Genomic DNA, 21,477 nt, shown 5'->3' with positions numbered 1-21,477 from the left:
CCTGGACAGTTACTGAGGTTAGGCTAACCTAAGCTCGAACCTGTCCGGCGGGCGCCGCGCCCCGTTCGAAAGCGGTCACACCCATGCCCAAGTCCCGTGCCCCACACCTCTCCCGACGCGGTGTCCTCGCCGCCGGCGGCGCCCTCGGCCTCGGCGCCGCGCTCGCGGCCTGCGGCGAGGCGAAAAGCGGCGGCCCGGGCAGCGGGACGGCGGCGGGGAAGCCGGGCCCCTGGTCCTTCAAGGACGACCGCGGCCGGACCGCCGAAGCCGGCGAGGTCCCCGCGAACATCGTCGCCTTCGTCGGCGTCGCCGCCGCGTTGCACGACTACGGCGTCCGGAGCAAGGGCGTCTTCGGCCCGACCACGACCAAGGACGGCAAAGCCGACGTCCAGGCCGGCGACATGGACGTCAGCAAGGTGACCGTACTGGGCAACGAGTGGGGCCAGTTCAACATCGAGAAGTACGCCGCCCTCGCCCCCGACGTCCTCGTCTCCACGATGTTCGACGACGCCGGCACCCTCTGGTACCTCCCGGAGGAATCCAGGAAGAAGATCCTCGCCGTGGGCGCCCCCACCGTCGGCATCTCCGTCTACGACCGCCAGCTGACCGGGCCGCTCCAGCGCATGCTCGCGCTCGCCAAGTCGCTGGGCGGCGACGTGACGTCCGCGAAGGTCGCGCGGGCCAGGAAGCGGTTCGAGGACGCGGCCGCCCGGCTGCGCGCCGCCGCCAGGTCCAAGCCGGGCATCAAGGTGATGGCCGGCTCCGCCGCCCAGGACCTCTTCTACGTCTCCGGCACCGACCTCTCCGTCGACCTGGAGTACTTCAAGGCCCTCGGCGTGAACTTCGTCGAGCCGCCGGAGGCGGCCAAGGCCAAGGGCGGCGGCTGGTACGAGTCGCTGAGCTGGGAGAACGTCGACAAGTACGCGGCGGACATCATCATGATGGACAACCGCACCTCGGCGATCCAGCCCTCCGCCATCACCCAGGCCACCTGGAAGAAGCTCCCCGCGGTCAAGGCCGGCCAGGTCATCGCCCGCGACCCCGAGCCGATCCTCTCCTACGACAAGTGCGCCCCGCTGCTCGAGGAACTCGCGAAGACCATCGAGAGCGCGAAGAAGGTCTCCTGACCCGCCGGACGAGGTCTCTCGACCCGCCGGACAAGGTTTCCCGACGAGGAGCACTCATGACGACGGCCGTGGCCGCCCCGTTCCGTTTCTTCTCCGCGCAGGTCGTACGGACCAGGCGGCTCGGCCCGTCCTTCGTCCGGGTCACCTTCGCGGGGGACGACCTGCACGCCTTCCGCTCCCTGGGACGCGACCAGTCCCTCTCCCTCTTCCTGCCGCACCCCGGCCAGGCGGAGCCCGTCGTGCCCGTCGGACTCGGCGACGGCTGGTGGCAGGGCTGGCGCGAACTCCCCGACGACATGCGGGCGGTGATGCGCTCGTACACCCTGCGCGCGCTGCACCGCGACCCCGCAGGCGTCACGACCGGCATCGACGTCGACTTCGTCCTGCACTCCCCGCCCGGCCCCGCCTCCCGCTGGGCCGCCCGGGCGGCCCCCGGCGACCGTGTGCTGCTGATCGGCCCCGCGGTCGCGGACAACCGGGCGGTCCGCTTCCGCCCGCCCGAGGACACCGACCTCGTGGTGATGTGGGGCGACGACACCGCCGTACCGGCCGCGACCGCGGTCCTCGAGTCCCTGCCGGCCGGCACCCGCGTGCGCGCCTGGCTGGAGGTGCCGCACGCCGGTGACATCCAGGACGTGCCGACGCGCGCGGACGCGGAGATCACCTGGCTGGTACGGGGCGACGGCGCCGCCGCGGACGTGGACCCCGTCTCCGCCGCCCGCCTGCCCGCCGCCGAGCGGCCGTACGTGTGGATCGCGGGCGAGTCCGGGCGGGTGAGGGCGCTGCGCCGCCACTTCACCGGCGAGCGCGGGATCGACCGCCGCCGTGTCACCTTCGTCGGCTACTGGCGGCGCGGGATGACGGAGGAGCAGTCGCGCGCGGCGAAGTGACCCTCCCCGGAGCGGGGCCGGTCGCGGCACAGGCCTGCCCCGGCGCGACGCAATGAGCCAAGTAAAACGATCTCGGAGGACCCCGTATGCGCTCACACCTGCTCAATGGCCTCACCGCCGGGCACTACCGCCGTTCGGTGACCGAAGGAGTGGAGCGGGTGGCCGCCAGACTCGCCGCCACCGACCGTCCGTTCACCGGCGTCACGGCCGACGACCTCGCCCCCCGCATCGACGGGATCGACCTCGACCGGCCGCTCGGCGACACCACGGCGGCCCTGGACGAACTGGAGGAGGTCTACCTCCGGGACGCGGTCTACTTCCACCACCCCCGCTATGTCGCCCACCTCAACTGCCCGGTCGCCATCCCGGCGGTGCTCGGCGAGGCGGTCCTGTCCGCGGTCAACTCCTCCCTGGACACCTGGGACCAGTCGGCCGGCGCCACCCTGATCGAGCGCAGGCTCGTCGACTGGACGGCCGCCCGGGTCGGCCTCGGCCCCGGCGCCGACGGGGTGTTCACCTCCGGCGGCACCCAGTCCAACCTCCAGGCGCTGCTGCTGGCCCGCGAGGAGGCCAAGACCGACGACGCGGCACGGCTGCGGATCCTGGCCTCCGAGGCGAGCCACTTCAGCGTGCGCAAGTCGGCGAAGCTGCTGGGCCTTGGCCCGGAGGCGGTGATCGTGGTCCCCGTCGACCAGGACCGGCGCATGCGGACCCTCGCCCTCGCGCGCGAGCTGGAGCGCTGCCGCCGCGAGGGCCTGGTCCCGATGGCCGTGGTGGCCACCGCCGGCACCACCGACTTCGGCTCCATCGACCCGCTGCCCGAAGTGGCCGGGCTGTGCGACCGGTTCGGCGCCTGGATGCACGTCGACGCGGCCTACGGCTGCGGCCTGCTGGTCTCCCCCACCCGCCGTCACCTCCTCGACGGCATCGAGCGCGCCGACTCCGTCACCGTCGACTACCACAAGTCCTTCTTCCAGCCGGTCAGTTCCTCCGCCCTGCTGGTCCGGGACGGGGCCACCCTGCGGCACGCCACCTATCACGCCGACTACCTCAATCCGCGCCGCGCGGTGGCCGAGCGCATCCCCAACCAGGTCGACAAGTCCCTGCAGACCACCCGCCGCTTCGACGCCCTGAAACTGTGGATGACGCTGCGCGTGATGGGCGCCGAGGGCGTGGGCCGCCTCTTCGACGAGGTGTGCGACCTGGCCCGGGAGGGCTGGCGGATGCTCGCCGCCGACCCGCGCTTCGACGTGGTCGCCGAACCGGCGCTGTCCACCCTGGTCTTCCGGTACATCCCCGCGGCCGTCACCGACCCGGCCGGGATCGACCGCGCCAACCTCCACGCCCGCAAGGCCCTGTTCGCCTCCGGCGACGCCGTGGTCGCGGGCACCAGGGCGGACGGCCGCCACTACCTGAAGTTCACCCTCCTCAACCCCGAGACCCGGCCGGCCGACCTGGCCGCCGTCCTCGGCCTCATCGCCGGCCACGCCGAGCAGTACCTGGGAGAGTCCCTTGACCGCGCGTCCTGAAGCCCCGGCCGCCCCCCGCACCGTGTACGACTTCGTGGGGATCGGGCTCGGCCCCTTCAACCTCGGCCTCGCCTGCCTCACCGAGCCGATCGCCGGGCTCGGCGGCGTCTTCCTGGAGTCCAAGCCCGGTTTCGAGTGGCACGCGGGGATGTTCCTCGACGGCGCCCACCTCCAGACCCCGTTCATGTCGGACCTGGTCACACTGGCCGACCCGACCTCGCCGTACTCCTTCCTCAACTACCTGAAGGAGAAAGGGCGGCTGTACTCGTTCTACATCCGCGAGAACTTCTACCCGCTGCGCGTCGAGTACGACGACTACTGCCGCTGGGCGGCCGCCCGGCTGAGCAGCGTCCGCTTCGGCACGACGGTCACCGAGGTGACGTACGACGAGGGCGAAGAGCTGTACTCCGTGCGCACGCAGACCGGGGACACCTACCGCGCCCGCCGCCTGGTCCTCGGCACCGGCACCCCACCGCACGTCCCGGACGCCTGCCGCGACCTGCCCGGCGACTTCCTGCACAGCTCCCGCTACCTGGACCACCGCGACGAGCTGAGGCGCAAGAAGTCGATCACGCTGGTGGGCAGCGGCCAGTCCGCCGCCGAGATCTACCACGACCTGCTCGGCGAGATCGACGTCCACGGCTACCAGCTGAACTGGGTGACCCGCTCCCCGCGCTTCTTCCCCCTCGAATACACCAAGCTCACCCTGGAGATGACCTCCCCGGAGTACGTCGACTACTACCACGCGCTGCCCGAGGAGACCCGCTACCGCCTCACCGAGCAGCACAAGGGCCTGTTCAAGGGCATCGACGGCGCCCTGATCGACGACATCTTCGACCTGCTGTACCAGAAGAGCCTGGCCGGCCCGGTCCCCACCCGGCTGCTCACCAACTCCTCGCTGAACAGCGCCTCCTGGGACGGCGCCACGTACACGCTCTCCTTCCGTCAGGAGGAGCAGGGCAAGGACTTCGAGCTGCGCTCCGAGGGCCTGGTCCTCGCCACCGGCCACCGCTACGCCGAACCGGAGTTCCTCCGCCCCGTCCGCCACCGGCTGCGCTACGACTCGCGCGGCAACTTCGACATCGGCCGCAACTACGCCGTCGACGTCACCGGCCGGGGCGTGTTCCTCCAGAACGCCGGCGTGCACGCCCACAGCGTCACCAGCCCCGACCTCGGCATGGGCCCGTACCGCAACAGCTGCATCATCCGCGAACTGCTCGGCTGCGAGTACTACCCCGTCGAGAAGACGATCGCCTTCCAGGAGTTCGCCGCATGAACAGCACCGCCTTCACCTTCCGGCCGCTTGACCCCCTGAAGGACGCCCAGCTGCTGCACGGCTGGGTCACGCACCCCAAGGCGTCCTTCTGGATGATGGGGGACGCAAGGCTCGAGGACGTCGAGCGCGCCTACATGCAGATCGCGGCCGACGAGCACCACCACGCGCTCCTCGGGCTGCACGAGGGCGTGCCCGCCTTCCTGATGGAGCAGTACGACCCCGCCCACCGGGAGCTCGTCGGCCTGTACGAGCCCGAACCGGGCGACGTGGGCATGCACTTCCTGGTCGCGCCCACCGAGACGCCCGTCCACGGGTTCACCCGGGCCGTCGTCACCGCCGTGGTGCGCCACCTGTTCCAGGACCCGGCGGTGGGCCGGATCGTGGTCGAGCCCGACGTGCGCAACAGGGCCGTGCACGCGCTCAACGCGGCCGTGGGCTTCGTGGCCGAGCGGGAGATCGACAAGCCCGAGAAGCGGGCCCTGCTCAGCTTCTGCACCCGCGAGCGCTTCGAGAAGGCGGTGGCCGCGTGACCCTCTCCGACGCCGTGGCCCACCTCACGCCCGGGCACTGGGAGCGCGCCGAACGCCTGCTGATCCGCAAGGCGCTCGCCGAATTCGCCCACGAGCGCCTGATCGCCCCGCGCCCGGACGGCGACGGCTACACCGTGACCGGCGACGACGGGCGCACCCGCTACCGCTTCACCGCCGCCCGCCGCGCCCTCGACCACTGGCAGATCGACCCCGGCTCGATCACCCGCCACCGCGACGGCGCCGCGCTGCCGCTCGCCGCCCTGGACTTCTTCACCGAGTTCAGGTCCTCCCTCGGGCTGAGCGACGAGATCCTGCCCGTCTACCTGGAGGAGATCTCCTCCACCCTGGCGAGCACCTGCTACAAGCTCGCCAAGCCGCCGGTCGCCTCCGCCGAGCTGGCGCGGGGCTCCTTCCAGGACATCGAGAGCGGCATGACCGAGGGCCACCCCTGCTTCGTCGCCAACAACGGCCGCCTCGGCTTCGGCGTCCACGAGTACCTGTCCTACGCCCCCGAGACCGCGAGCCCCGTACGGCTGGTGTGGCTGGCCGCGCACCGCTCGAGGGCCGCGTTCACCGCGGGCGCCGGCATCGAGTACGAGTCCTTCCTCCGGGCCGAGCTGGGCGCGGACACCGTGGAGCGCTTCCACGGGCTGCTGACCGGGCGGGGCCTCGACCCGGCCGACCACCTGCTCATCCCCGTCCACCCCTGGCAGTGGTGGAACAAGCTCGCCGTCACGTTCGCCGCCGAGGTCGCCCGCGGGCACCTGGTCTGCCTGGGCGAGGGCGGCGACGAGTACCTGGCCCAGCAGTCCGTACGGACCTTCTTCAACACCTCCCACCCGCACAAGCACTACGTGAAGACGGCCCTGTCCGTGCTCAACATGGGCTTCACGCGCGGTCTTTCGGCCGCCTACATGGAGGCGACCCCGGCCATCAACGACTGGCTGGCCCGGCTGGTCGAGAACGACCCGGTGCTGAAGTCGACGGGCCTGACCGTGATCCGCGAGCGCGCGGCCGTGGGCTACCGGCACCTGGAGTACGAGGCGGCCACCGACCGCCACTCGCCGTACCGCAGGATGCTGGCCGCCCTGTGGCGGGAGAGCCCGGTGCCCTCGCTCCGCGAGGGCGAGTCCCTGGCGACCATGGCCGCCCTGCTCCACGTGGACCACGCGGGCGCGTCCTTCGCCGGCGCCCTCGTGGAGCGCTCCGGGCTGCCCCCGCGCGAGTGGCTGCGCCACTACCTGCGCGCCTACCTCACCCCGCTGCTGCACAGCTTCTACGCCTACGGCCTGGTCTTCATGCCGCACGGCGAGAACGTGATCCTGGTCCTCGCGGACGGGGTGGTGCGGCGGGCGGTGTTCAAGGACATCGCCGAGGAGATCGCGGTGCTGGACCCGGACACGGCGCTGCCGCCGCAGGTCGCGCGCATCCGCGTCGACGTCCCCGAGGACCACAGGCTGCTGTCGCTGTTCACGGACGTCTTCGACTGCTTCTTCCGCTTCCTGGCCGCGAACCTCGCCTCCGAAGGGGTCCTCACCGAGGACGGCTTCTGGGACACGGTGGCCGAGGTGGCGCGCGAGTACCAGGAGTCGGTGCCCGAACTCGCCGGGAGGTTCGAACGGTACGACCTGTTCGCGCCCGAGTTCGCGCTGTCCTGCCTCAACCGGCTCCAGCTGCGCGACAACCGGCAGATGGTGGACCTCGCCGACCCCTCGGCCGCCCTCCAGCTGGTGGGCACGCTCGACAACCCGCTCGCGGGCCGTTAGGGCTCACGGCTGTCTGAAGACGGGCGGGCGCCCCGGAGTACGGTCCTCCGGGGCGCCCGCCGGCATGCGCGGGGCCGGGTCAGCCGGCCGGCCAGGGCACCTGCGGCGAGCGGTAGTAGCCGATGCCGAGGGCGTCCCAGCGGGGCGCCTGGGCGGCGAGGCGCACCTTGTAGGCGTCCCAGTCGTGCGTGGCCGCCGGCGACCAGCCGAGCTCGGCGGCTCCCGGCAGTCTGGGGAAGGCCATGTAGTCGATGTGGGCGGAGGTGGACAGGGTCTCCGACCACAGCGGGGCCTCCACGCCCCGTACGGCGGAGGCGGGCACGCCGGGCAGGTAGCTCCCGGGGTCCCAGTCGTAGGACCGCCGCACCTCGACGTAGCCCGCCCAGGCCAGGCCCAGCGGGGTGTCCTTGGTGTACTTCATGTCGAGGTAGACCCGGTCGGCCGGGGAGAAGACCAGCCCGGTGCCGTTCTGCGCGGCCCGCGCGACCTGGGCCTTCTCGGCCGCGCTGGTGGAGTCCAGGCCCCAGTACTGGGCGAGGGCGCCCTTGGCCGGGGTGGCGCCGGTCAGCTGGTGCCAGCCGATGACCGTCTTGCCGTACTTGGCGACGATCGGCTGCACGCGGTCCATGAACTTCACGTAGTCGTCGTGGCTGGTGGAGTGCGCCTCGTCGCCGCCGATGTGGAGGTAGCGGCCGGGGGTGAGGGCGGCGAGCTCGCGGATGACGTCGTCCACGAAGCGGTACGTCACCTCCTTGGGCACGCACAGCGAGCTGAAGCCGACGTCGGTGCCGGTGTAGAGCGGGGGCGCCACGCCGTCGCAGTTGAGCTCGGCGTAGGAGGCGAGGGCCGCGTTGGTGTGGCCCGGCATGTCGATCTCCGGGACGACCTCCAGATAGCGGGAGGCTGCGTAGCGGACGATCTCCTTGTAGTCGGCCTTGGTGTAGTGGCCGCCCTTTCCGCCGCCGACCTCGGTGGAGCCGCCGTAGGTGGCCAGGCGCGGCCAGGAGTCGATGGCGATGCGCCAGCCCTGGTCGTCGCTGAGGTGCAGATGCAGCTCGTTGATCTTGTAGAGGGCGAGTTCGTCGATGTAGCGCTTGACCTGGGCGACGGTGAAGAAGTGCCGGGACACGTCGAGCATGGCGCCCCGGTAGGCGTAGCGCGGGCTGTCCTGGACGGTGCCCCCGGCGACCAGCCAGGGGCCGGGCTGGACGGACCGCTTCTCCACGGCGGCGGGCAGCAGCTGACGCAGCGTCTGCACCCCGTGGAAGAGGCCGGCCGGTTCGCGGGCGGTGACGGTCACCCCGCCGCGCCCGCTGTCGAGCCGGTAGCCCTCGGCCCCGAACGGGCCCTGGGCCAGGCGCAGCCGGATGCCGGCCGGGCCGTGCGTGGTCAGCGGCAGCCGGTAGCCGGTCGAGGGGCGCAGCAGTCCGGCGAGGTACTCGCCGACCCGGCGGGCCTCGCGGCCGCCGTCGACGCGGATGCGGGTGCCGGCGGTGATCCGGTACGGCGATCCGGCCGCCCGGACGGAGGCGGGCGCGGGGATCACCCGCCCCAGCGGGGTCGCCGCCGCCTGGCCGGTCGCTGACGCCTGTCCGGTCGCCGACGCCTGCCCGGCGGGTGCGGCGCCCGCCGCGAAGGCCCCGGCCGCCGCGACGAGCAGCAGCGACACCAGGGCGCGGGAGACCCGGGTGCGGGACACCCGGGTCGTACGGGGGTTGCGGGGAGTCGTTCTGTGGTGCCGTCTCACATGCGCTCCCTTCACGCTCGGCTCGGGACCCGTTGAGCCCCGACGGTATAGACCACTCTCTCGCACCGGCGGTGAAACAATCCCTCCATGGCGGAAATCATCCAGAAGGACGGCACGTGGACTTTCGACGGCGACGCCCTGCGGCTCACTCCGGGACGTGACAAGAACGTCAGTCTGCTGCGCCGCACCCTGGGTGAACTCCTCGTACCGCTGGCCGCGTTGGCGGGTGTGTCGCTGGAGCAGGGCAAGAAGGCGGGGCGGCTGAGGCTGCGGCTGCGCGACGGCGCGGACCCGCTGCTGCACGCGACCGGCGGACGGCTGACCGAGCCCAACGATCCGTACCAGCTGCTGGTGGAGTCCGACCGCTACGGCGTCGCCGAGTACTTCGTGGAGGAGGTCCGCAGCGCCCTGCTGCTGGAGCGGGTGCCGGCCGGCCCGGTGACGGAGTATCTGCTGCCCGGGCCGCCCGTGCCCCTGTCCGTGGCCGCCGGGGACGGCACGGCGAGCTTCGACGGGGAGCGCGTCCGGCTGGAGTGGAACTGGAAGACGGAGGACGCCAAGGCCGCCGCGGGCGCCCGCACCCTCGCGCTGCGGGACATCACGGCGGTGGAGTGGCTTCCGGCGGTCGGCCTGGACAACGGCCATCTGCGCCTGACCGTGCGCGACGCGCCCACCCAGGCCCCGCCCAAGTACGACCCGAACGCCGTGGAGCTGTGGGGCTTCAAGAAGGACCCGCTGATGGCGCTGGTCGCGGCGGCCGTGCAGGCGCGGCTGCCGCACCCGTCGGCGCCCGCCGACGCGGCGCCGCCCTCCGGGCCCCTGCCGGAGGTCCCGGAGCCGGAGGACGCCGCCGTCAGTCCCGCGCCGCCCGCCGAGCACGACCACGACGCCCTGCTGCGGCGGCTGCGCGAGCTCGGCGAGCTGCACCGGTCCGGGGTGCTGACGGAGGCGGAGTTCAGCATGGCCAAGCAGGCGGTCCTCAAGCGGATGTGAGAGCCGCTTTGAGGGCCGCCCGCCGGGCCGGGCACTGCTCCGCCCGCCGCCCCGGGCCCTACTTGGCCCGGCGGGCCACCGTGAAGTGGTCGACCTGCTCGCCGGTCTCGGCGATGCCCCGAACGGTCAGCGTGGCGTGGCGGCCGCGGGCGGCCGGGGTGACGTCCACGCGCAGGAACGAGTAGTCGAGGTAGCGCACGCGCGACCAGCCGACGGTCTCGTTCTGCCGGGCGCCGTCCTTGAGGCAGACGAAGGAGGACACGGACTCCAGGTCCTTCTCGTGGCCCTCGTAGGACTGGTCGGCGCTGAACGCGTAGAGGCTGCGGCCGGCCGCGCCCGCGGTGACGTAGACCACGCCGTCGGTCTCGGGGTAGGCGGTGCCGCCGATCGGGAGCTTCTTGGCGACCTGGTTGTCCTTGAGCACGTCGGTGCGCTCGTAGACGTGGTTGTGGCCGTTGATGACCAGGTCCACGGTGTACTTCTCGAACAGCGGCACCCACTCCTGGCGCACGCCCCCCTCCGAGGCGTGCGCGGTGGAGGTGCAGTAGGCGCAGTGGTGGAAGAAGACGACGACGAAGTCGACGTCCCTGGACGCCCGGTACTTCTTCAGCTGCGCTTCGAGCCACTTGGTCTGGGTTCCGCCGGACAGGCCCAGGTTCGCCGGGATCTCGAAGGAGACGTCGTTGGCGTCGAGGGAGATCACGGCGGTGTTGCCGTGCACGAAGGAGTAGACGCCCGGCAGGTTCCTGGGGTCGGGCCCGTTGCCGGGGAGGGTCCAGCGGGCCTCCTCGCCGCCGTAGCCGTTGGGCGAGTACCAGGCCTCCATGTCGTGGTTGCCGTAACTGACCATCCACGGCACCTGCTTGGCGACCGACTCGGTCTGGTACAGGAACTGGTCCCAGACCCGGGAGTCGAAGCCGGTGTCGGAGGTCTTGCCCTGGCCGGCCGGGTCGCCGTAGGCGATGTCGCCGGCGTGCAGGTGGAAGGCCGGGTTCTGGCCGAGGATCAGGGCGTCGTTGGCCAGGCCGTGGTAGCTGACGCCCTGGTCGCCGAAGGCGGTGAAGGTGAACGGCTCCTTGTGCGCGGGCGCGGTGGTGAAGGTGCCGAGCGTGCCGAGGAGGTGGTGCTCGGCCGGGTCGAAGCCCTGGTGGCCGACGCCGTAGTAGTACGTCCGGCCCGGGCGCAGGTTGGTGAGCCTGGCGTGGAGGTAGTACTGGGTGCGGTCGCCGCTCGCGCCGACGCCGGCCGGGGTGTGCAGGGCGCGGACCTCCGCGGGGATCCTCCGCGAGAGGTCCCAGGGGTGGGCGCCGACACGGATGAACGGCTCGCGGACGGCGACCGGGACCTGCCAGGAGACGGTCATCTCGGTGCGCGGGTCGTCGCCGTAGGCGAGGTGGCGGCCGAAGGGGGCGACGAGGGCGCCGTCGACGTCACCGGTGGAGGAGGAGACGGTGGAAGGGGCCGCGGTCCGCGGGCCGGGCACCGCCGCCTGGGCGGTCGCGCCCGTCACGAACGCGCCACCCGCGACGGCGCCCAGCGTGACCGCGCCGCCTCTGATCATCGTGCGCCGCGAGAACCGCGACCGCAGGTACTCGTGCTGCTCGGCCATGCTCATGCGCGCGGCGAGCTTCTCGGGTACTCCCATGCGTGGAATGTCCATGGCGTCTGAAAGTGGTCCACCTCCGCTACGGCACCTGGGACACCGGGTGGACAGTGCGCGAACAGAGGCTCACGAGACGACCAACAGCACGCCTGCCCGAAATCGGGCAGAATTCTTGCGAAAGCGCCGCCGGTCCCCCAGAATCCACCGGGTGCACGACGAACTTGTTGATCACCTGACGCGCTCCACGCCCCTGAGCCGGGGCGAGGCACTGCGGGTGGTCCAGGACGTGCTCGCCTACTTCGACGAGACGACCGAGGAGTTCGTCCGTCGCCGCCACCGCGAACTCCAGGCGCAGGGCCTGGTGAACGCGGAGATCTTCGAACGGATCGGGGCGGATCTGAAGTACCGCGCGGTGGCGCCGCCCGAGCTCTCGCTCCGGCAGCTGCGGCGGATCGTCTACGGCTGAGGCCGACAGAGACTCGGGGAAAAAGGTACCTGTATGTGCGGAATCGTCGGATACATCGGCAAGCGTGACGTCGCGCCCCTGCTCCTGGAAGGCCTCCAGCGCCTGGAGTACCGCGGCTACGACTCGGCGGGCATCGTCGTCACCTCGCCGAAGACGGCGGGCCTGAAGATGGTCAAGGCCAAGGGCCGGGTGCGCGACCTGGAGGCGAAGGTCCCGGCGCGCTTCAAGGGCACCACCGGCATCGCCCACACCCGCTGGGCCACCCACGGCGCCCCCTCCGACGTGAACGCCCACCCGCACATGTCGGCGGACGAGAAGGTCGCCGTCGTGCACAACGGCATCATCGACAACGCCGGTGACCTGCGCCGCAAGCTCGAGGCGGACGGCGTGGAGTTCCTCTCCGAGACCGACACCGAGGTGCTCACCCACCTCATCGCCCGCTCCGAGGCCGGGACGCTGGAGGAGAAGGTCCGCGTCGCCCTCCGCCTGGTCGAGGGCACGTACGGCATCGCGGTCATGCACGCCGACTTCTCCGACCGGATCGTGGTCGCCCGCAACGGCTCGCCGGTCGTGCTGGGCATCGGCGAGAAGGAGATGTTCGTCGCCTCGGACATCGCCGCGCTGGTCGCCCACACCCGCCAGATAGTCACGCTCGACGACGGCGAGATGGCCACCCTCAAGGCCGACGACTTCCGCACCTACACCACCGAGGGCACGCGGACCACCGCCGAGCCCACCACCGTGGAGTGGGAGGCCGCCTCCTACGACATGGGCGGCCACGACACGTACATGCACAAGGAGATCCACGAGCAGGCCGAGGCCGTGGACCGGGTGCTGCGCGGCCGCATCGACGACCGGTTCGCCACCGTGCACCTCGGCGGCATCAACCTCGACGCCCGCGAGGCGCGCGCGGTGCGCCGGGTGAAGATCCTCGGCTGCGGCACCTCGTACCACGCGGGCATGATCGGCGCCCAGATGATCGAGGAGCTGGCCCGCATCCCCGCCGACGCCGAGCCGGCCTCCGAGTTCCGCTACCGCAACGCGGTGGTGGACCCCGACACGCTGTACGTCGCGGTGTCGCAGTCCGGTGAGACGTACGACGTGCTGGCGGCCGTGCAGGAGCTGAAGCGCAAGGGCGCTCGGGTGCTGGGCGTGGTCAACGTGGTCGGCTCCGCGATCGCCCGCGAGGCGGACGGCGGCATCTACGTGCACGCCGGGCCCGAGGTGTGCGTGGTGTCCACCAAGTGCTTCACCAACACCACCGTGGCCTTCGCGCTGCTCGCGCTGCACCTCGGCCGCATCCGCGACCTGTCGGTGCGCGACGGCAAGCGGATCATCGAGGGCCTGCGGAAGCTGCCGGAGCAGATCTCCGAGATCATGAAGCAGGAGGAGGAGATCGAGGAGCTGGCCAAGAGCTACGCCGACGCCCGCTCGATGCTCTTCATCGGCCGGGTGCGCGGCTACCCGGTGGCCCGCGAGGCCTCCCTGAAGCTCAAGGAGGTCTCCTACATCCACGCCGAGGCCTACCCCGCCTCCGAGCTCAAGCACGGCCCGCTGGCCCTGATCGAGCCCGCCCTGCCGACGGTGGCGATCGTGCCGGACGACGACCTGCTGGAGAAGAACCGCGCGGCCATGGAGGAGATCAAGGCCCGCAGCGGCCCGATCCTCGCCGTCGCCCACCAGGAACAGGAGAAGGCCGACCGGACGATCGTGGTGCCCAAGAACGAGGACGAGCTGGACCCGATCCTCATGGGCATCCCGCTGCAACTCCTCGCCTACCACACGGCGCTGGCCCTGGGCCGGGACATCGACAAGCCGCGCAACCTGGCCAAGTCGGTGACGGTGGAGTAGGTCCGCCTCACCGACCGCCGGCCCCGGCGCGCGCGAACGACCCCCTGTGTGCCACCAGCACAGGGGGTCGCTCCTCTCCGGGCCGGGGCCGCCCAGTACCCCGGCCTGCGGCTGCTCAGCCGGTGGCCGTCACCCCCCGGCCGGCAGCGCGTCGCGGAAGGGCCGTGGGCCAGTGCGCGAGGGCCGCGGTCGCCGCGTACCAGGCCACCGCGCCGGCCACCGCGGCGAACCAGCCGCCGGCCTTGCTGATGGCGTCGTTGCCCGCGAACCGGGCCACGGCCAGGAGGACCAGGGAGACGAAGAACAGCCCGTAGGTGGCCTGGGCGAGCTGCTCGCCGCCGGCGAGGGCCGAGGTCAGGGCGACCAGCGCGAACAGGACCAGGAACAGTCCGGTGCCGTTGCCCGAGATCTGGTTGCCGGCCGACATGGCCCAGGTGAACCAGAGGGCGCCGAGCGCGGCGAAGGCGGTGCCGTCGACCGTGTCGCGCTCGCGCAGGGCGAGCAGTCCCACGACGAACAGGGCGACGCCGCCCACGTAGTGAGCGACCGTCACGGCGTCGTCGGCCGTGACTCCATGGATGACGCGGGTGTACCCGAGGCCGAAGGCCAGCAGGGTGACGCCCAGGGCGAGCCGTCCGGCGACGGCGGTGGTGCTTCCCGCGGTGACGTCGTGGTCCACGGCGGGCTCCCTTCGTGCGCGTGCGATGCTGCGGTGACCGGTATATGCCCTTCACAAAGGCACAAACACCTCTACGCGTCAGTAGGTTCACGCGGTGGCACGGAAAACAGGCGTCAGCGGGAGGGCAGTTGGCCGGAACCGGCCGGCCCGCTCAGGGGATGACGACGACCGGCCGCTGCGCCCGCTTGGCGAGGCGTCCCGCGACCGAGCCGAAGATACGGCCCACGATGCCGTGCGTGGAGCCCACGACGATCGCGTCCGCCTCGTACTCCTTGCCGACCTCTTCGAGCTCGTGGCAGATGTCGCCGCCGCGCTCGACCAGGATCCAGGGCACCTCGGCGAGGTAGTCCGCACAGGCCAGTTCGAGCCCGAGGACCTCGGTGCGGTGGTCGGGCACGTCCACGAAGACCGGCGGCTCGCAGCCCGCCCAGACGGTCGTGGGCAGCCGGTTGGCGACGTGCACGATGATCAGCCCCGACCCGGAGCGGTGGGCCATCCCGATCGCGTAGGCGAGGGCCCGCTCGCTGGAGGTGGACCCGTCGAAACCGACGACCACACCGTGCTTGAACGCCGGGTCGCAGGACTGGCGCGCCTCTTCGGCCGCCAGAGGGTCGGCCGCCGTGGGGTCGGCGACGGGGCGCTTGCGGTCCGCGGGTTCGAAGAATTCGTGACCGGCCATGGCTGTCTCGGCGTTGTGATCCTTTGTCGGGGACGACGGTGTGCGGCGGAGCTGTGTCCGGGAATCGTCTTCCCGTCCCCATACCCCCAAGGGTACGGCGGCACGCCTCCTTCGCCCACATCCCGCGCACTCTCCGTGGCGGTTCCCCGGAGCATGCACGAGCGACGCCCGTAACGCAATGGTTGCTGCCCCGTACAGGCGGTTCGCACGGGAATCACCCGCCCCGGCGCCGGGGTCCGGGTACGGGCGAGGGGGCCGTACCGGTATCGCACAGTGACCGGCCCGTCGAACAGGCGTTGAACCCGGTGTACCGCCGCCGGCCGCCGTAGGGAGCTCGCCGTGTCCGCACCCCGTAGCGCACCCGGGCGACGCCCGTCGCCGCCCGCCGCGCCCGACACGGCGGGCGGCGACACGGCGAGCGACGTGGTGCGCTGGGCCGCCTTCAGCTGCGTCCTCGTGCCGGTGGTCCTCCTCTGGTACGGCACCTCGCTGGCCGGCGCCATCGGCACGGCCCTCGGCCTCGCGGCCGTCACGGGGGTGTGCAGGGTGCTGCTGCGCCAGTCGGAGCGCGGGGCGGCGAGGATGCGCGCCGAGGAGCGCGTCCCGCACCGTGGCAGGCATCACAGGACGGGTACGGGAGCCCATCGGGGCGGCCGCCATCCCGGCGGGACGACACCGGTCAACTGACCGGTTTCCGCGCACGCGCCCGTATCTTTTCAGCCAACTTCTGGAACTCGTGCATCCCTCGGGGGAAGTGCCCCCCAACCCCCGTTCGACCTGCACTGAAAGGGTCCTGGCGGCCCCGCGGAGCCTACGGGGTTTGGCCACCGCCACGAGGCGCACTTCCCTGCACGCTCCCCGAGTGCAACGCTTCGTGATCGAATGCTTCACGCCAAGTTGCCATGTCGACAATGTGCTGGGTGGCGAACTGGTCACCGCGGCACGGCGGGACACAGTAGATTCGATCTTGACTGTCTTTACGGCGGGGGACTCGTGCAGGACCGAGGGGAAACGTGCAGGAGCGACACAACCGAGGAGCCGCGACCACCGAGGGGGGCTTAGCAGTATGAGCCACGACTCCACTGCCGCGCCGGAAAACGCGGCCCGGAAGCTGTCCGGGCGACGCCGCAAGGAGATCGTCGCGGTGCTGCTGTTCAGCGGCGGCCCCATCTTCGAGAGTTCCATACCTCTGTCGGTGTTCGGGGTTGACCGCCAGGACGCCGGCGTGCCGCGCTACCGCCTGCTGGTGGCGGCCGGCGAGGAAGGCCCACTGCGGACCACAGGGGGCCTGGAACTCACCGCGCCGCATGGCCTGGAGGCGATCTCGCGGGCGGGCACGGTCGTCGTGCCGGCCTGGCGTTCGATCACCTCCCCGCCACCGGAGGAGGCGCTCGACGCGCTGCGCCGGGCGCACGAAGAGGGTGCCCGCATCGTAGGCCTGTGCACCGGGGCCTTCGTGCTGGCGGCGGCCGGGCTGCTGGACGCCCGGCCCGCGACCACACACTGGATGTACGCACCGACGCTGGCCAAGCGCTATCCGTCGGTGCACGTCGATCCGCGGGAGCTGTTCGTCGACGACGGCGACGTGCTGACGTCGGCGGGTACGGCCGCCGGGATCGACCTGTGCCTGCACATCGTGCGCACCGACCACGGCAACGAGGCGGCCGGTGCGCTGGCCCGCCGCCTGGTGGTGCCGCCGCGCCGGAGCGGAGGCCAGGAGCGCTACCTGGACAGGTCTTTACCCGAGGAGATCGGCGCCGACCCGCTGGCCGAGGTCGTCGCCTGGGCGCTGGAGCACCTCCACGAGCAGTTCGACGTGGAGACGCTGGCGGCGCGGGCGTACATGAGCCGCCGCACGTTCGACCGGCGGTTCCGTTCGCTCACCGGGAGCGCGCCGCTGCAGTGGCTGATCACCCAGCGGGTGCTTCAGGCGCAGCGGCTGCTGGAGACGTCGGACTACTCGGTCGACGAGGTCGCGGGGCGCTGCGGCTTCCGCTCGCCGGTGGCGCTGCGCGGGCACTTCCGGCGGCAGCTCGGGTCGTCGCCCGCGGCGTACCGGGCCGCGTACCGGGCGCGCCGGCCTCAGGGTGAGCGGCCGGCGGAGGGCGATGCGGTGAGCGGTCCCGCGGGGCCGGGCGGCCCAGGTGCCGCGGTGCCCGGCGGCGGGCAGGCCGGGGCCGGTGGCGGGCCGCTCGGGCTGCCCGGCGGGCCGGGGGCGCCGGTGCCCGGGCTGCACCCGGAGGGGTCCGTGCCCCACCAGGCCCGGCGGGCGCCGGCGGCGCTGTCGGGAAGCGTGCCGGGGCCACGGAGCGGCAGCTGAGACGGGGGGTCCCCGGGGCTTGCCCCGGGGACCCCCCGTGACGTGGGGGGGCGTGGCGTCGGGAGATCAGGCACGGAGCAGGTCGGCCGAGACCGCCCAGAGGCGCTCGGCGGCAGCGGGATCGAGCGCCCATTCCTTGACACCGTGCGGATGTCGCGCGAGGTCGGCGTCGTTCGGCACGGTGTAGGCCTCCCGCGCGTCGTCGAGGTAGTGGCCTCCGGAGTGGGCGAACTGCGGAGCGACGGCCGCGACCATGGTGGTGGCGGCTCCCTGCTCGACTGTCTTGTACCTGAAGACTCCGGCGGCCTCGGCCGCATCGAGTGACTGCCTCTGCCGCGCGGTGAAGTTCCGCTGCAGACCCGTCGCGACACCGCCGGGGTTCACCGCGTTGGTGACGATGCCGTCGGACGCCCACAGGCGGGTCGCCTCGACGGCGAACAGGGAGTTCGCCGTCTTCGACTGGGCGTAGGCGATCTGCGGGTCGTAGTCGCGCCGCTCGAAGTGGAGATCGTCGAAGTCGACGCCGGACCGCATGTGCGCCGTCGAACTGACCGAGACGATCCGTGCCCCGTCGCGGTCGGACGCTCCGAGGGCCAGGGCGTCGTGCAGTCCGACGGCGAGTGCGAAGTGGCCCAGATGGTTCGTCGCGAACTGCAACTCCCAGCCGTCGCGCGTCCGTTCGAGGCCACCGGTGACCACGCCCGCGTTGTTGACCAACAGGTGAAGCGGGCCGCTCCACGCGGCGGCGAAAGACCTGACAGTGGCCCTGTCGGCGAGGTCCAGCCGGACGACTCGGGGGCGGATCGCTCCGGTCGAGCTCTCGATCGATCCGGCGACGGCGTCACCCGCGGCCGTGTTCCGCACGGCGAGCGTCACCTGTGCCCCAGCCGCGGTCAACGCACGGGCCGTCTCGGCCCCGATGCCGGAGGAAGCTCCCGTCACGACCGCGCGGAGGCCGGTGAGGTCGACTCCCCGCACCACCTCATCCGCGGTGCTGGAGGCGGTGAAGGAGGTGGTGAGGTATTCCCGAGCGGTCATGAGCAGCGAGGCTATACATACTTAACTGAATTTGTATAGCTGGATTCCTGCTCCTATGCTCGCCTCATGAGCAGCCCCGAGGCCGGCCCCCTGTCACCGCCAACCACCGGCACGGACCGCCGGACCGCGGTCCTCGACTCCGCTCTGGCCACGTTCGCGCGATTCGGCTACCGCAAGACCTCGATGGAGGAAGTGGCGCGGGCGGCGCAGATCTCCCGCCCCGGGCTCTACTTCCTCTTCTCCTCCAAGGAGGCCCTGTTCCGTGCCGCCGTCACCCAGGTCCTGGAGCGCGACATCGCGGCGGTCGAACATGCCCTCGCCGATGCCGACCGCCCCCTTCAGGAGCGCCTCGTCGAAGCCTTCGACCGGTGGGCGGGCCGCTACGTCGGCCCGCTGACGCGCGACATCGCGGTGGTCGTCGAGGACAACCCCGACCTCCTCGGAGAGATCGCGAAGACCGCTCCGCGACGTTTCGAGGAACTGATCACAGAGGCGATCGCCGCCGAGTCGGGACAGGAGACGGCCACCGCCGTCGCACAGACGCTGATCAGCGCGTCGATCGGCCTCAAGCACCAGGCCGCGTCACGCGAGTTCTACCTGGAACGCCTGAAGGCCGCCATCGGTCTCCTGGTGCACTGACGCCACGCGCGCCAGGCGTCGGAGCCACGCGGGGATCCGGCCGCCTCAGGGCCGGGGCCCACTCCTCCCGCACCTCCCGAAGACCTTCGTGCCCGCACGGGCGGGGCCGGGGCGGGGCGGGGAGCCGTAAGGTTAGACACATGAACGATCGCATGGTGTGGATCGACTGCGAGATGACCGGCCTCTCGCTGTCCGACGACGCGCTCATCGAGGTTGCCGCCCTCGTCACCGACTCCGAGCTGAACGTGCTGGGCGAGGGAGTCGACATCGTCATCCGGCCGCCGGACTCGGCGCTGGAGACGATGCCGGAGGTGGTGCGTCAGATGCACACCGCGTCCGGACTGCTCGAGGTGCTGGCCGGCGGCACGACGCTGAAGGACGCCGAGGAGCAGGTCCTGGCCTACGTCCGGGAGTACGTGAAGGAGCCCGGCAAGGCCCCGCTGTGCGGGAACTCCGTCGGCACCGACCGGGGCTTCCTGCTGCGCGACATGCCGGACCTGGAGGCCTACCTCCACTACCGGATCGTCGACGTGTCCTCCATCAAGGAGCTGGCCCGCCGCTGGTACCCGAGGGCGTACTTCAACAGCCCGGAGAAGAACGGCAACCACCGCGCCCTCGCCGACATCCGCGAGTCCATCGCCGAGCTGCGCTACTACCGCGAGGCCGTCTTCGTCCCCCAGCCCGGCCCCGACTCCGAGACCGCCAAGGCGATCGCGGCCAAGTACGTCCTGCCTGGTCAGCAGGCCTGACAGCGGTCCACGAAGGGGCGCCGCGAAAGTCGTGCGCGAGCACCCCTTCGGACCCTGTACACTTTTTCTCGGCCGGTCGGGGAAACGACAAAGTGAACCGCCGCCGGTCATGGTGGGTGTAGCTCAGCTGGTAGAGCACCTGGTTGTGGTCCAGGATGCCGCGGGTTCGAGTCCCGTCACTCACCCTTGGTGATCAGCCGGTCACCGCGATGTTCGCATCGCGGTGACCGGCTGTTTCGTTTGTGCCCACGACGGGTCCACGACGGGCCCGCAACGAGCCGACACCTGACCGACAGCGCCCCGCGTGCGAAACGGCGCGCTGTCCCCCGCTTCCGCCGTCGCCTCAGGACGACGTCCGTACCACCAGTTCCGTGGGCAGCACCGCATGCCGTCGTTCCAGGTCCCGGGAGGCCGACGGGCGGCGGTCGGCGATGTCGGCGAGGAGGAGGTCGATCATCGCGCGGCCCATTTCCTCTATGGGCTGGCGGACGCTGGTCAGGGGCGGGTCCATGTGGCGGGCGATGGCGGAGTCGTCGTAGCCGACCAGGGCCACGTCGTCCGGGATGCGGCGGCCCGCCTCGCGCAGCACCTGGCGGGCGCCGGCCGCGGTGACGTCGGAGGCCGCGAAGACCGCGTCCACGTCGGGGGCGTGCTCCAGCAGCCGGGACATCGCGCGGCGGCCGCCCTCCTCGGTGAAGTCGCCCTGCTCGATGAGGAGTTCGTCCACGCCCAGGCCCTCGTCGAGCAGCGCGTCGCGGTAGCCGTCGACGCGGCGGCGGGCGCCGTAGACGTCCATGCGGCCGGTGATGTGCGCGATGCGGCGGCGACCGCGGGCCAGCAGGTGCTCCACCGCCGAGCGGGCGCCGCCGTAGTTGTCGGAGTCGACCGAGGTCAGGGTCTCGCCCGCCGAGCGGGGGCCGCTGATCACGGCCGGGATCTCCAGCTGGGACAGCATGTCCGGGAGCGGGTCGTCGGCGTGGACCGAGACCAGCAGGACGCCGTCCACCCGGTGCGCCGCCAGGTACTGGGCCAGCCGCTGCCGCTCGCGGTCGCTGCCCGCGAATATCAGCAGCAGCTGCATCTCCGTCTCGGACAGCTCCGCGCCCACGCCCTTCAGCATGTCCGAGAAGTACGGCTCCGCGAAGAAGCGCGTCTCCGGCTCGGGGACGACCAGGGCGATCGCGTCGGTGCGGTTGGCGGCCAGGGCGCGGGCGGCGGTGTTGGGGACGTAGCCGAGTTCCGCGACCGCCGCCTCGACGGCGGCGCGGGTCGCGTCGCTGACCCGGGGCGAGCCGTTGATCACCCGTGAGACGGTGCCGCGGCCGACGCCGGCCCGTGCGGCGACCTCCTCGAGCGTCGGCCGACCGCCGCTCCGGCCCCGCGCTCCGTGGCCTGCCATGGGCTCCGCCTCCCCGCCGTCGACACCTCGCTGGCCTGGAATCTAACAGCCCCGCGCTCCGGACGGCCGTACCCGGTCGCCGCGCGGCCCCGCCCCCGCGCCCGGTGACAGGCCGGCGGCCCGCGAGGCGCCTCCCCCACGACCCCGGAACATCCCCTCCGCAGCCGTTAGTTAACAGCCCGATAACCGAACGCGT

General features: G+C 71.8%; 19 protein-coding genes and 1 tRNA gene. 14 read left to right on the top strand and 6 right to left on the bottom strand.

From position 1 onward, the window contains the following. Window positions 1-83: 83 nt before the first annotated feature. The 6 genes from IE217_RS15290 (at window position 84) to IE217_RS15265 (ending at window position 7,118) form a co-directional block, all read left to right on the top strand. A complete protein-coding gene (locus IE217_RS15290; protein WP_190178395.1) occupies window positions 84-1,127 on the top strand; it encodes an ABC transporter substrate-binding protein in 1,044 nt (347 codons plus the stop codon). A gap of 56 nt (window positions 1,128-1,183) precedes the next feature. Beyond that, on the top strand, window positions 1,184-2,017 hold the full coding sequence (locus tag IE217_RS15285) for a siderophore-interacting protein (protein ID WP_190178394.1): 834 nt from the start codon (window positions 1,184-1,186) through the stop codon (window positions 2,015-2,017). Window positions 2,018-2,103: 86 nt separating this feature from the next. Continuing rightward, complete coding sequence (locus tag IE217_RS15280) at window positions 2,104-3,546, top strand: pyridoxal phosphate-dependent decarboxylase family protein (protein ID WP_190178393.1); 1,443 nt, start codon at window positions 2,104-2,106, stop codon at window positions 3,544-3,546. Next, complete coding sequence (locus IE217_RS15275; protein ID WP_190178392.1) at window positions 3,530-4,822, top strand: lysine N(6)-hydroxylase/L-ornithine N(5)-oxygenase family protein; 1,293 nt, start codon at window positions 3,530-3,532, stop codon at window positions 4,820-4,822. Before IE217_RS15280 ends, IE217_RS15275 begins: the two co-directional genes overlap by 17 nt. Beyond that, window positions 4,819-5,352 (top strand): GNAT family N-acetyltransferase, encoded by a 534-nt coding sequence (locus IE217_RS15270; RefSeq protein WP_190178391.1) that lies wholly within the window; start codon window positions 4,819-4,821, stop codon window positions 5,350-5,352. The genes IE217_RS15275 and IE217_RS15270 overlap by 4 nt, the downstream gene beginning before the upstream one ends. Next, window positions 5,349-7,118, top strand: a complete 1,770-nt coding sequence (locus IE217_RS15265; protein WP_190178390.1) for an IucA/IucC family protein — start codon at window positions 5,349-5,351, stop codon at window positions 7,116-7,118. Before IE217_RS15270 ends, IE217_RS15265 begins: the two co-directional genes overlap by 4 nt. Window positions 7,119-7,197: 79 nt before the next feature. Here the strand turns inward: IE217_RS15265 and IE217_RS15260 are convergent, their stop codons facing one another. Then, on the bottom strand, window positions 7,198-8,865 hold the full coding sequence (locus tag IE217_RS15260; RefSeq protein WP_190178389.1) for a beta-N-acetylhexosaminidase: 1,668 nt from the start codon (window positions 8,863-8,865) through the stop codon (window positions 7,198-7,200). Between the two features lie 87 nt (window positions 8,866-8,952). On the opposite strand from IE217_RS15260, the gene IE217_RS15255 reads away from it, so the two are divergent. Next, a complete protein-coding gene (locus tag IE217_RS15255) occupies window positions 8,953-9,858 on the top strand; it encodes a DUF4429 domain-containing protein (RefSeq protein WP_190178388.1) in 906 nt (301 codons plus the stop codon). 58 nt (window positions 9,859-9,916) lie between these two features. Here IE217_RS15255 and IE217_RS15250 read toward each other — a convergent pair whose 3' ends face one another. Continuing rightward, the gene (locus IE217_RS15250) at window positions 9,917-11,503 is read right to left on the bottom strand and encodes a purple acid phosphatase family protein (protein ID WP_190178387.1); all 1,587 of its coding nucleotides are present in this window, start codon (window positions 11,501-11,503) and stop codon (window positions 9,917-9,919) included. A 166-nt stretch (window positions 11,504-11,669) separates the two neighbouring features. Here IE217_RS15250 and IE217_RS15245 point away from each other — a divergent pair, with 166 nt between their 5' ends. Continuing rightward, window positions 11,670-11,927, top strand: coding sequence for a hypothetical protein (locus tag IE217_RS15245; protein WP_190178386.1), 258 nt, complete (start codon window positions 11,670-11,672; stop codon window positions 11,925-11,927). Window positions 11,928-11,960: 33 nt separating this feature from the next. Continuing rightward, window positions 11,961-13,778 (top strand): glutamine--fructose-6-phosphate transaminase (isomerizing), encoded by a 1,818-nt coding sequence (gene glmS / locus IE217_RS15240; protein WP_190178385.1) that lies wholly within the window; start codon window positions 11,961-11,963, stop codon window positions 13,776-13,778. Window positions 13,779-13,893: 115 nt separating this feature from the next. Here the strand turns inward: glmS and IE217_RS15235 are convergent, their stop codons facing one another. Both IE217_RS15235 and IE217_RS15230 read right to left on the bottom strand, forming a co-directional pair. Then, window positions 13,894-14,457 carry a GPR1/FUN34/YaaH family transporter gene (locus IE217_RS15235; protein WP_190178384.1) on the bottom strand — a complete coding sequence of 188 codons (564 nt, stop codon included), beginning with the start codon at window positions 14,455-14,457 and terminating at the stop codon, window positions 13,894-13,896. 151 nt (window positions 14,458-14,608) lie between these two features. Beyond that, on the bottom strand, window positions 14,609-15,136 hold the full coding sequence (locus tag IE217_RS15230; RefSeq protein ID WP_190178383.1) for a universal stress protein: 528 nt from the start codon (window positions 15,134-15,136) through the stop codon (window positions 14,609-14,611). 339 nt (window positions 15,137-15,475) lie between these two features. Between IE217_RS15230 and IE217_RS15225 the strand changes: the two genes are divergently transcribed. Together IE217_RS15225 and IE217_RS15220 are read left to right on the top strand one after the other, a co-directional pair. Then, window positions 15,476-15,823: a hypothetical protein gene (locus tag IE217_RS15225; protein ID WP_373298031.1), complete on the top strand. Its 348-nt coding sequence runs from the start codon at window positions 15,476-15,478 to the stop codon at window positions 15,821-15,823. Window positions 15,824-16,202: 379 nt separating this feature from the next. Then, window positions 16,203-17,456: a helix-turn-helix domain-containing protein gene (locus tag IE217_RS15220; protein ID WP_190178382.1), complete on the top strand. Its 1,254-nt coding sequence runs from the start codon at window positions 16,203-16,205 to the stop codon at window positions 17,454-17,456. Window positions 17,457-17,522: 66 nt separating this feature from the next. Here IE217_RS15220 and IE217_RS15215 read toward each other — a convergent pair whose 3' ends face one another. Continuing rightward, window positions 17,523-18,494, bottom strand: coding sequence for an SDR family NAD(P)-dependent oxidoreductase (locus IE217_RS15215; protein WP_190178381.1), 972 nt, complete (start codon window positions 18,492-18,494; stop codon window positions 17,523-17,525). 66 nt (window positions 18,495-18,560) lie between these two features. Between IE217_RS15215 and IE217_RS15210 the strand changes: the two genes are divergently transcribed. From IE217_RS15210 to IE217_RS15200, 3 genes are all read left to right on the top strand, one after another. After that, window positions 18,561-19,133 carry a TetR/AcrR family transcriptional regulator gene (locus tag IE217_RS15210; RefSeq protein ID WP_190178380.1) on the top strand — a complete coding sequence of 191 codons (573 nt, stop codon included), beginning with the start codon at window positions 18,561-18,563 and terminating at the stop codon, window positions 19,131-19,133. A gap of 140 nt (window positions 19,134-19,273) precedes the next feature. Next, window positions 19,274-19,882 carry an oligoribonuclease gene (gene orn, locus IE217_RS15205; protein WP_190178379.1) on the top strand — a complete coding sequence of 203 codons (609 nt, stop codon included), beginning with the start codon at window positions 19,274-19,276 and terminating at the stop codon, window positions 19,880-19,882. Between the two features lie 112 nt (window positions 19,883-19,994). Continuing rightward, window positions 19,995-20,067: transfer RNA gene (locus IE217_RS15200), tRNA-His, on the top strand. Window positions 20,068-20,225: 158 nt separating this feature from the next. On the opposite strand, the gene IE217_RS15195 is transcribed toward IE217_RS15200, so the two are convergent. Continuing rightward, complete coding sequence (locus IE217_RS15195; RefSeq protein WP_190178378.1) at window positions 20,226-21,281, bottom strand: LacI family DNA-binding transcriptional regulator; 1,056 nt, start codon at window positions 21,279-21,281, stop codon at window positions 20,226-20,228. Window positions 21,282-21,477: the final 196 nt, after the last annotated feature.

The sequence above is a fragment of the Streptomyces naganishii JCM 4654 genome (assembly GCF_014650575.1).
In the GTDB taxonomy this organism is placed as follows: Bacteria; Actinomycetota; Actinomycetes; order Streptomycetales; family Streptomycetaceae; genus Streptomyces; species Streptomyces naganishii.
The sequence above is the reverse complement of the archived record's forward strand: the minus strand, read 5'-3'. Positions and strand labels throughout refer to the sequence as shown.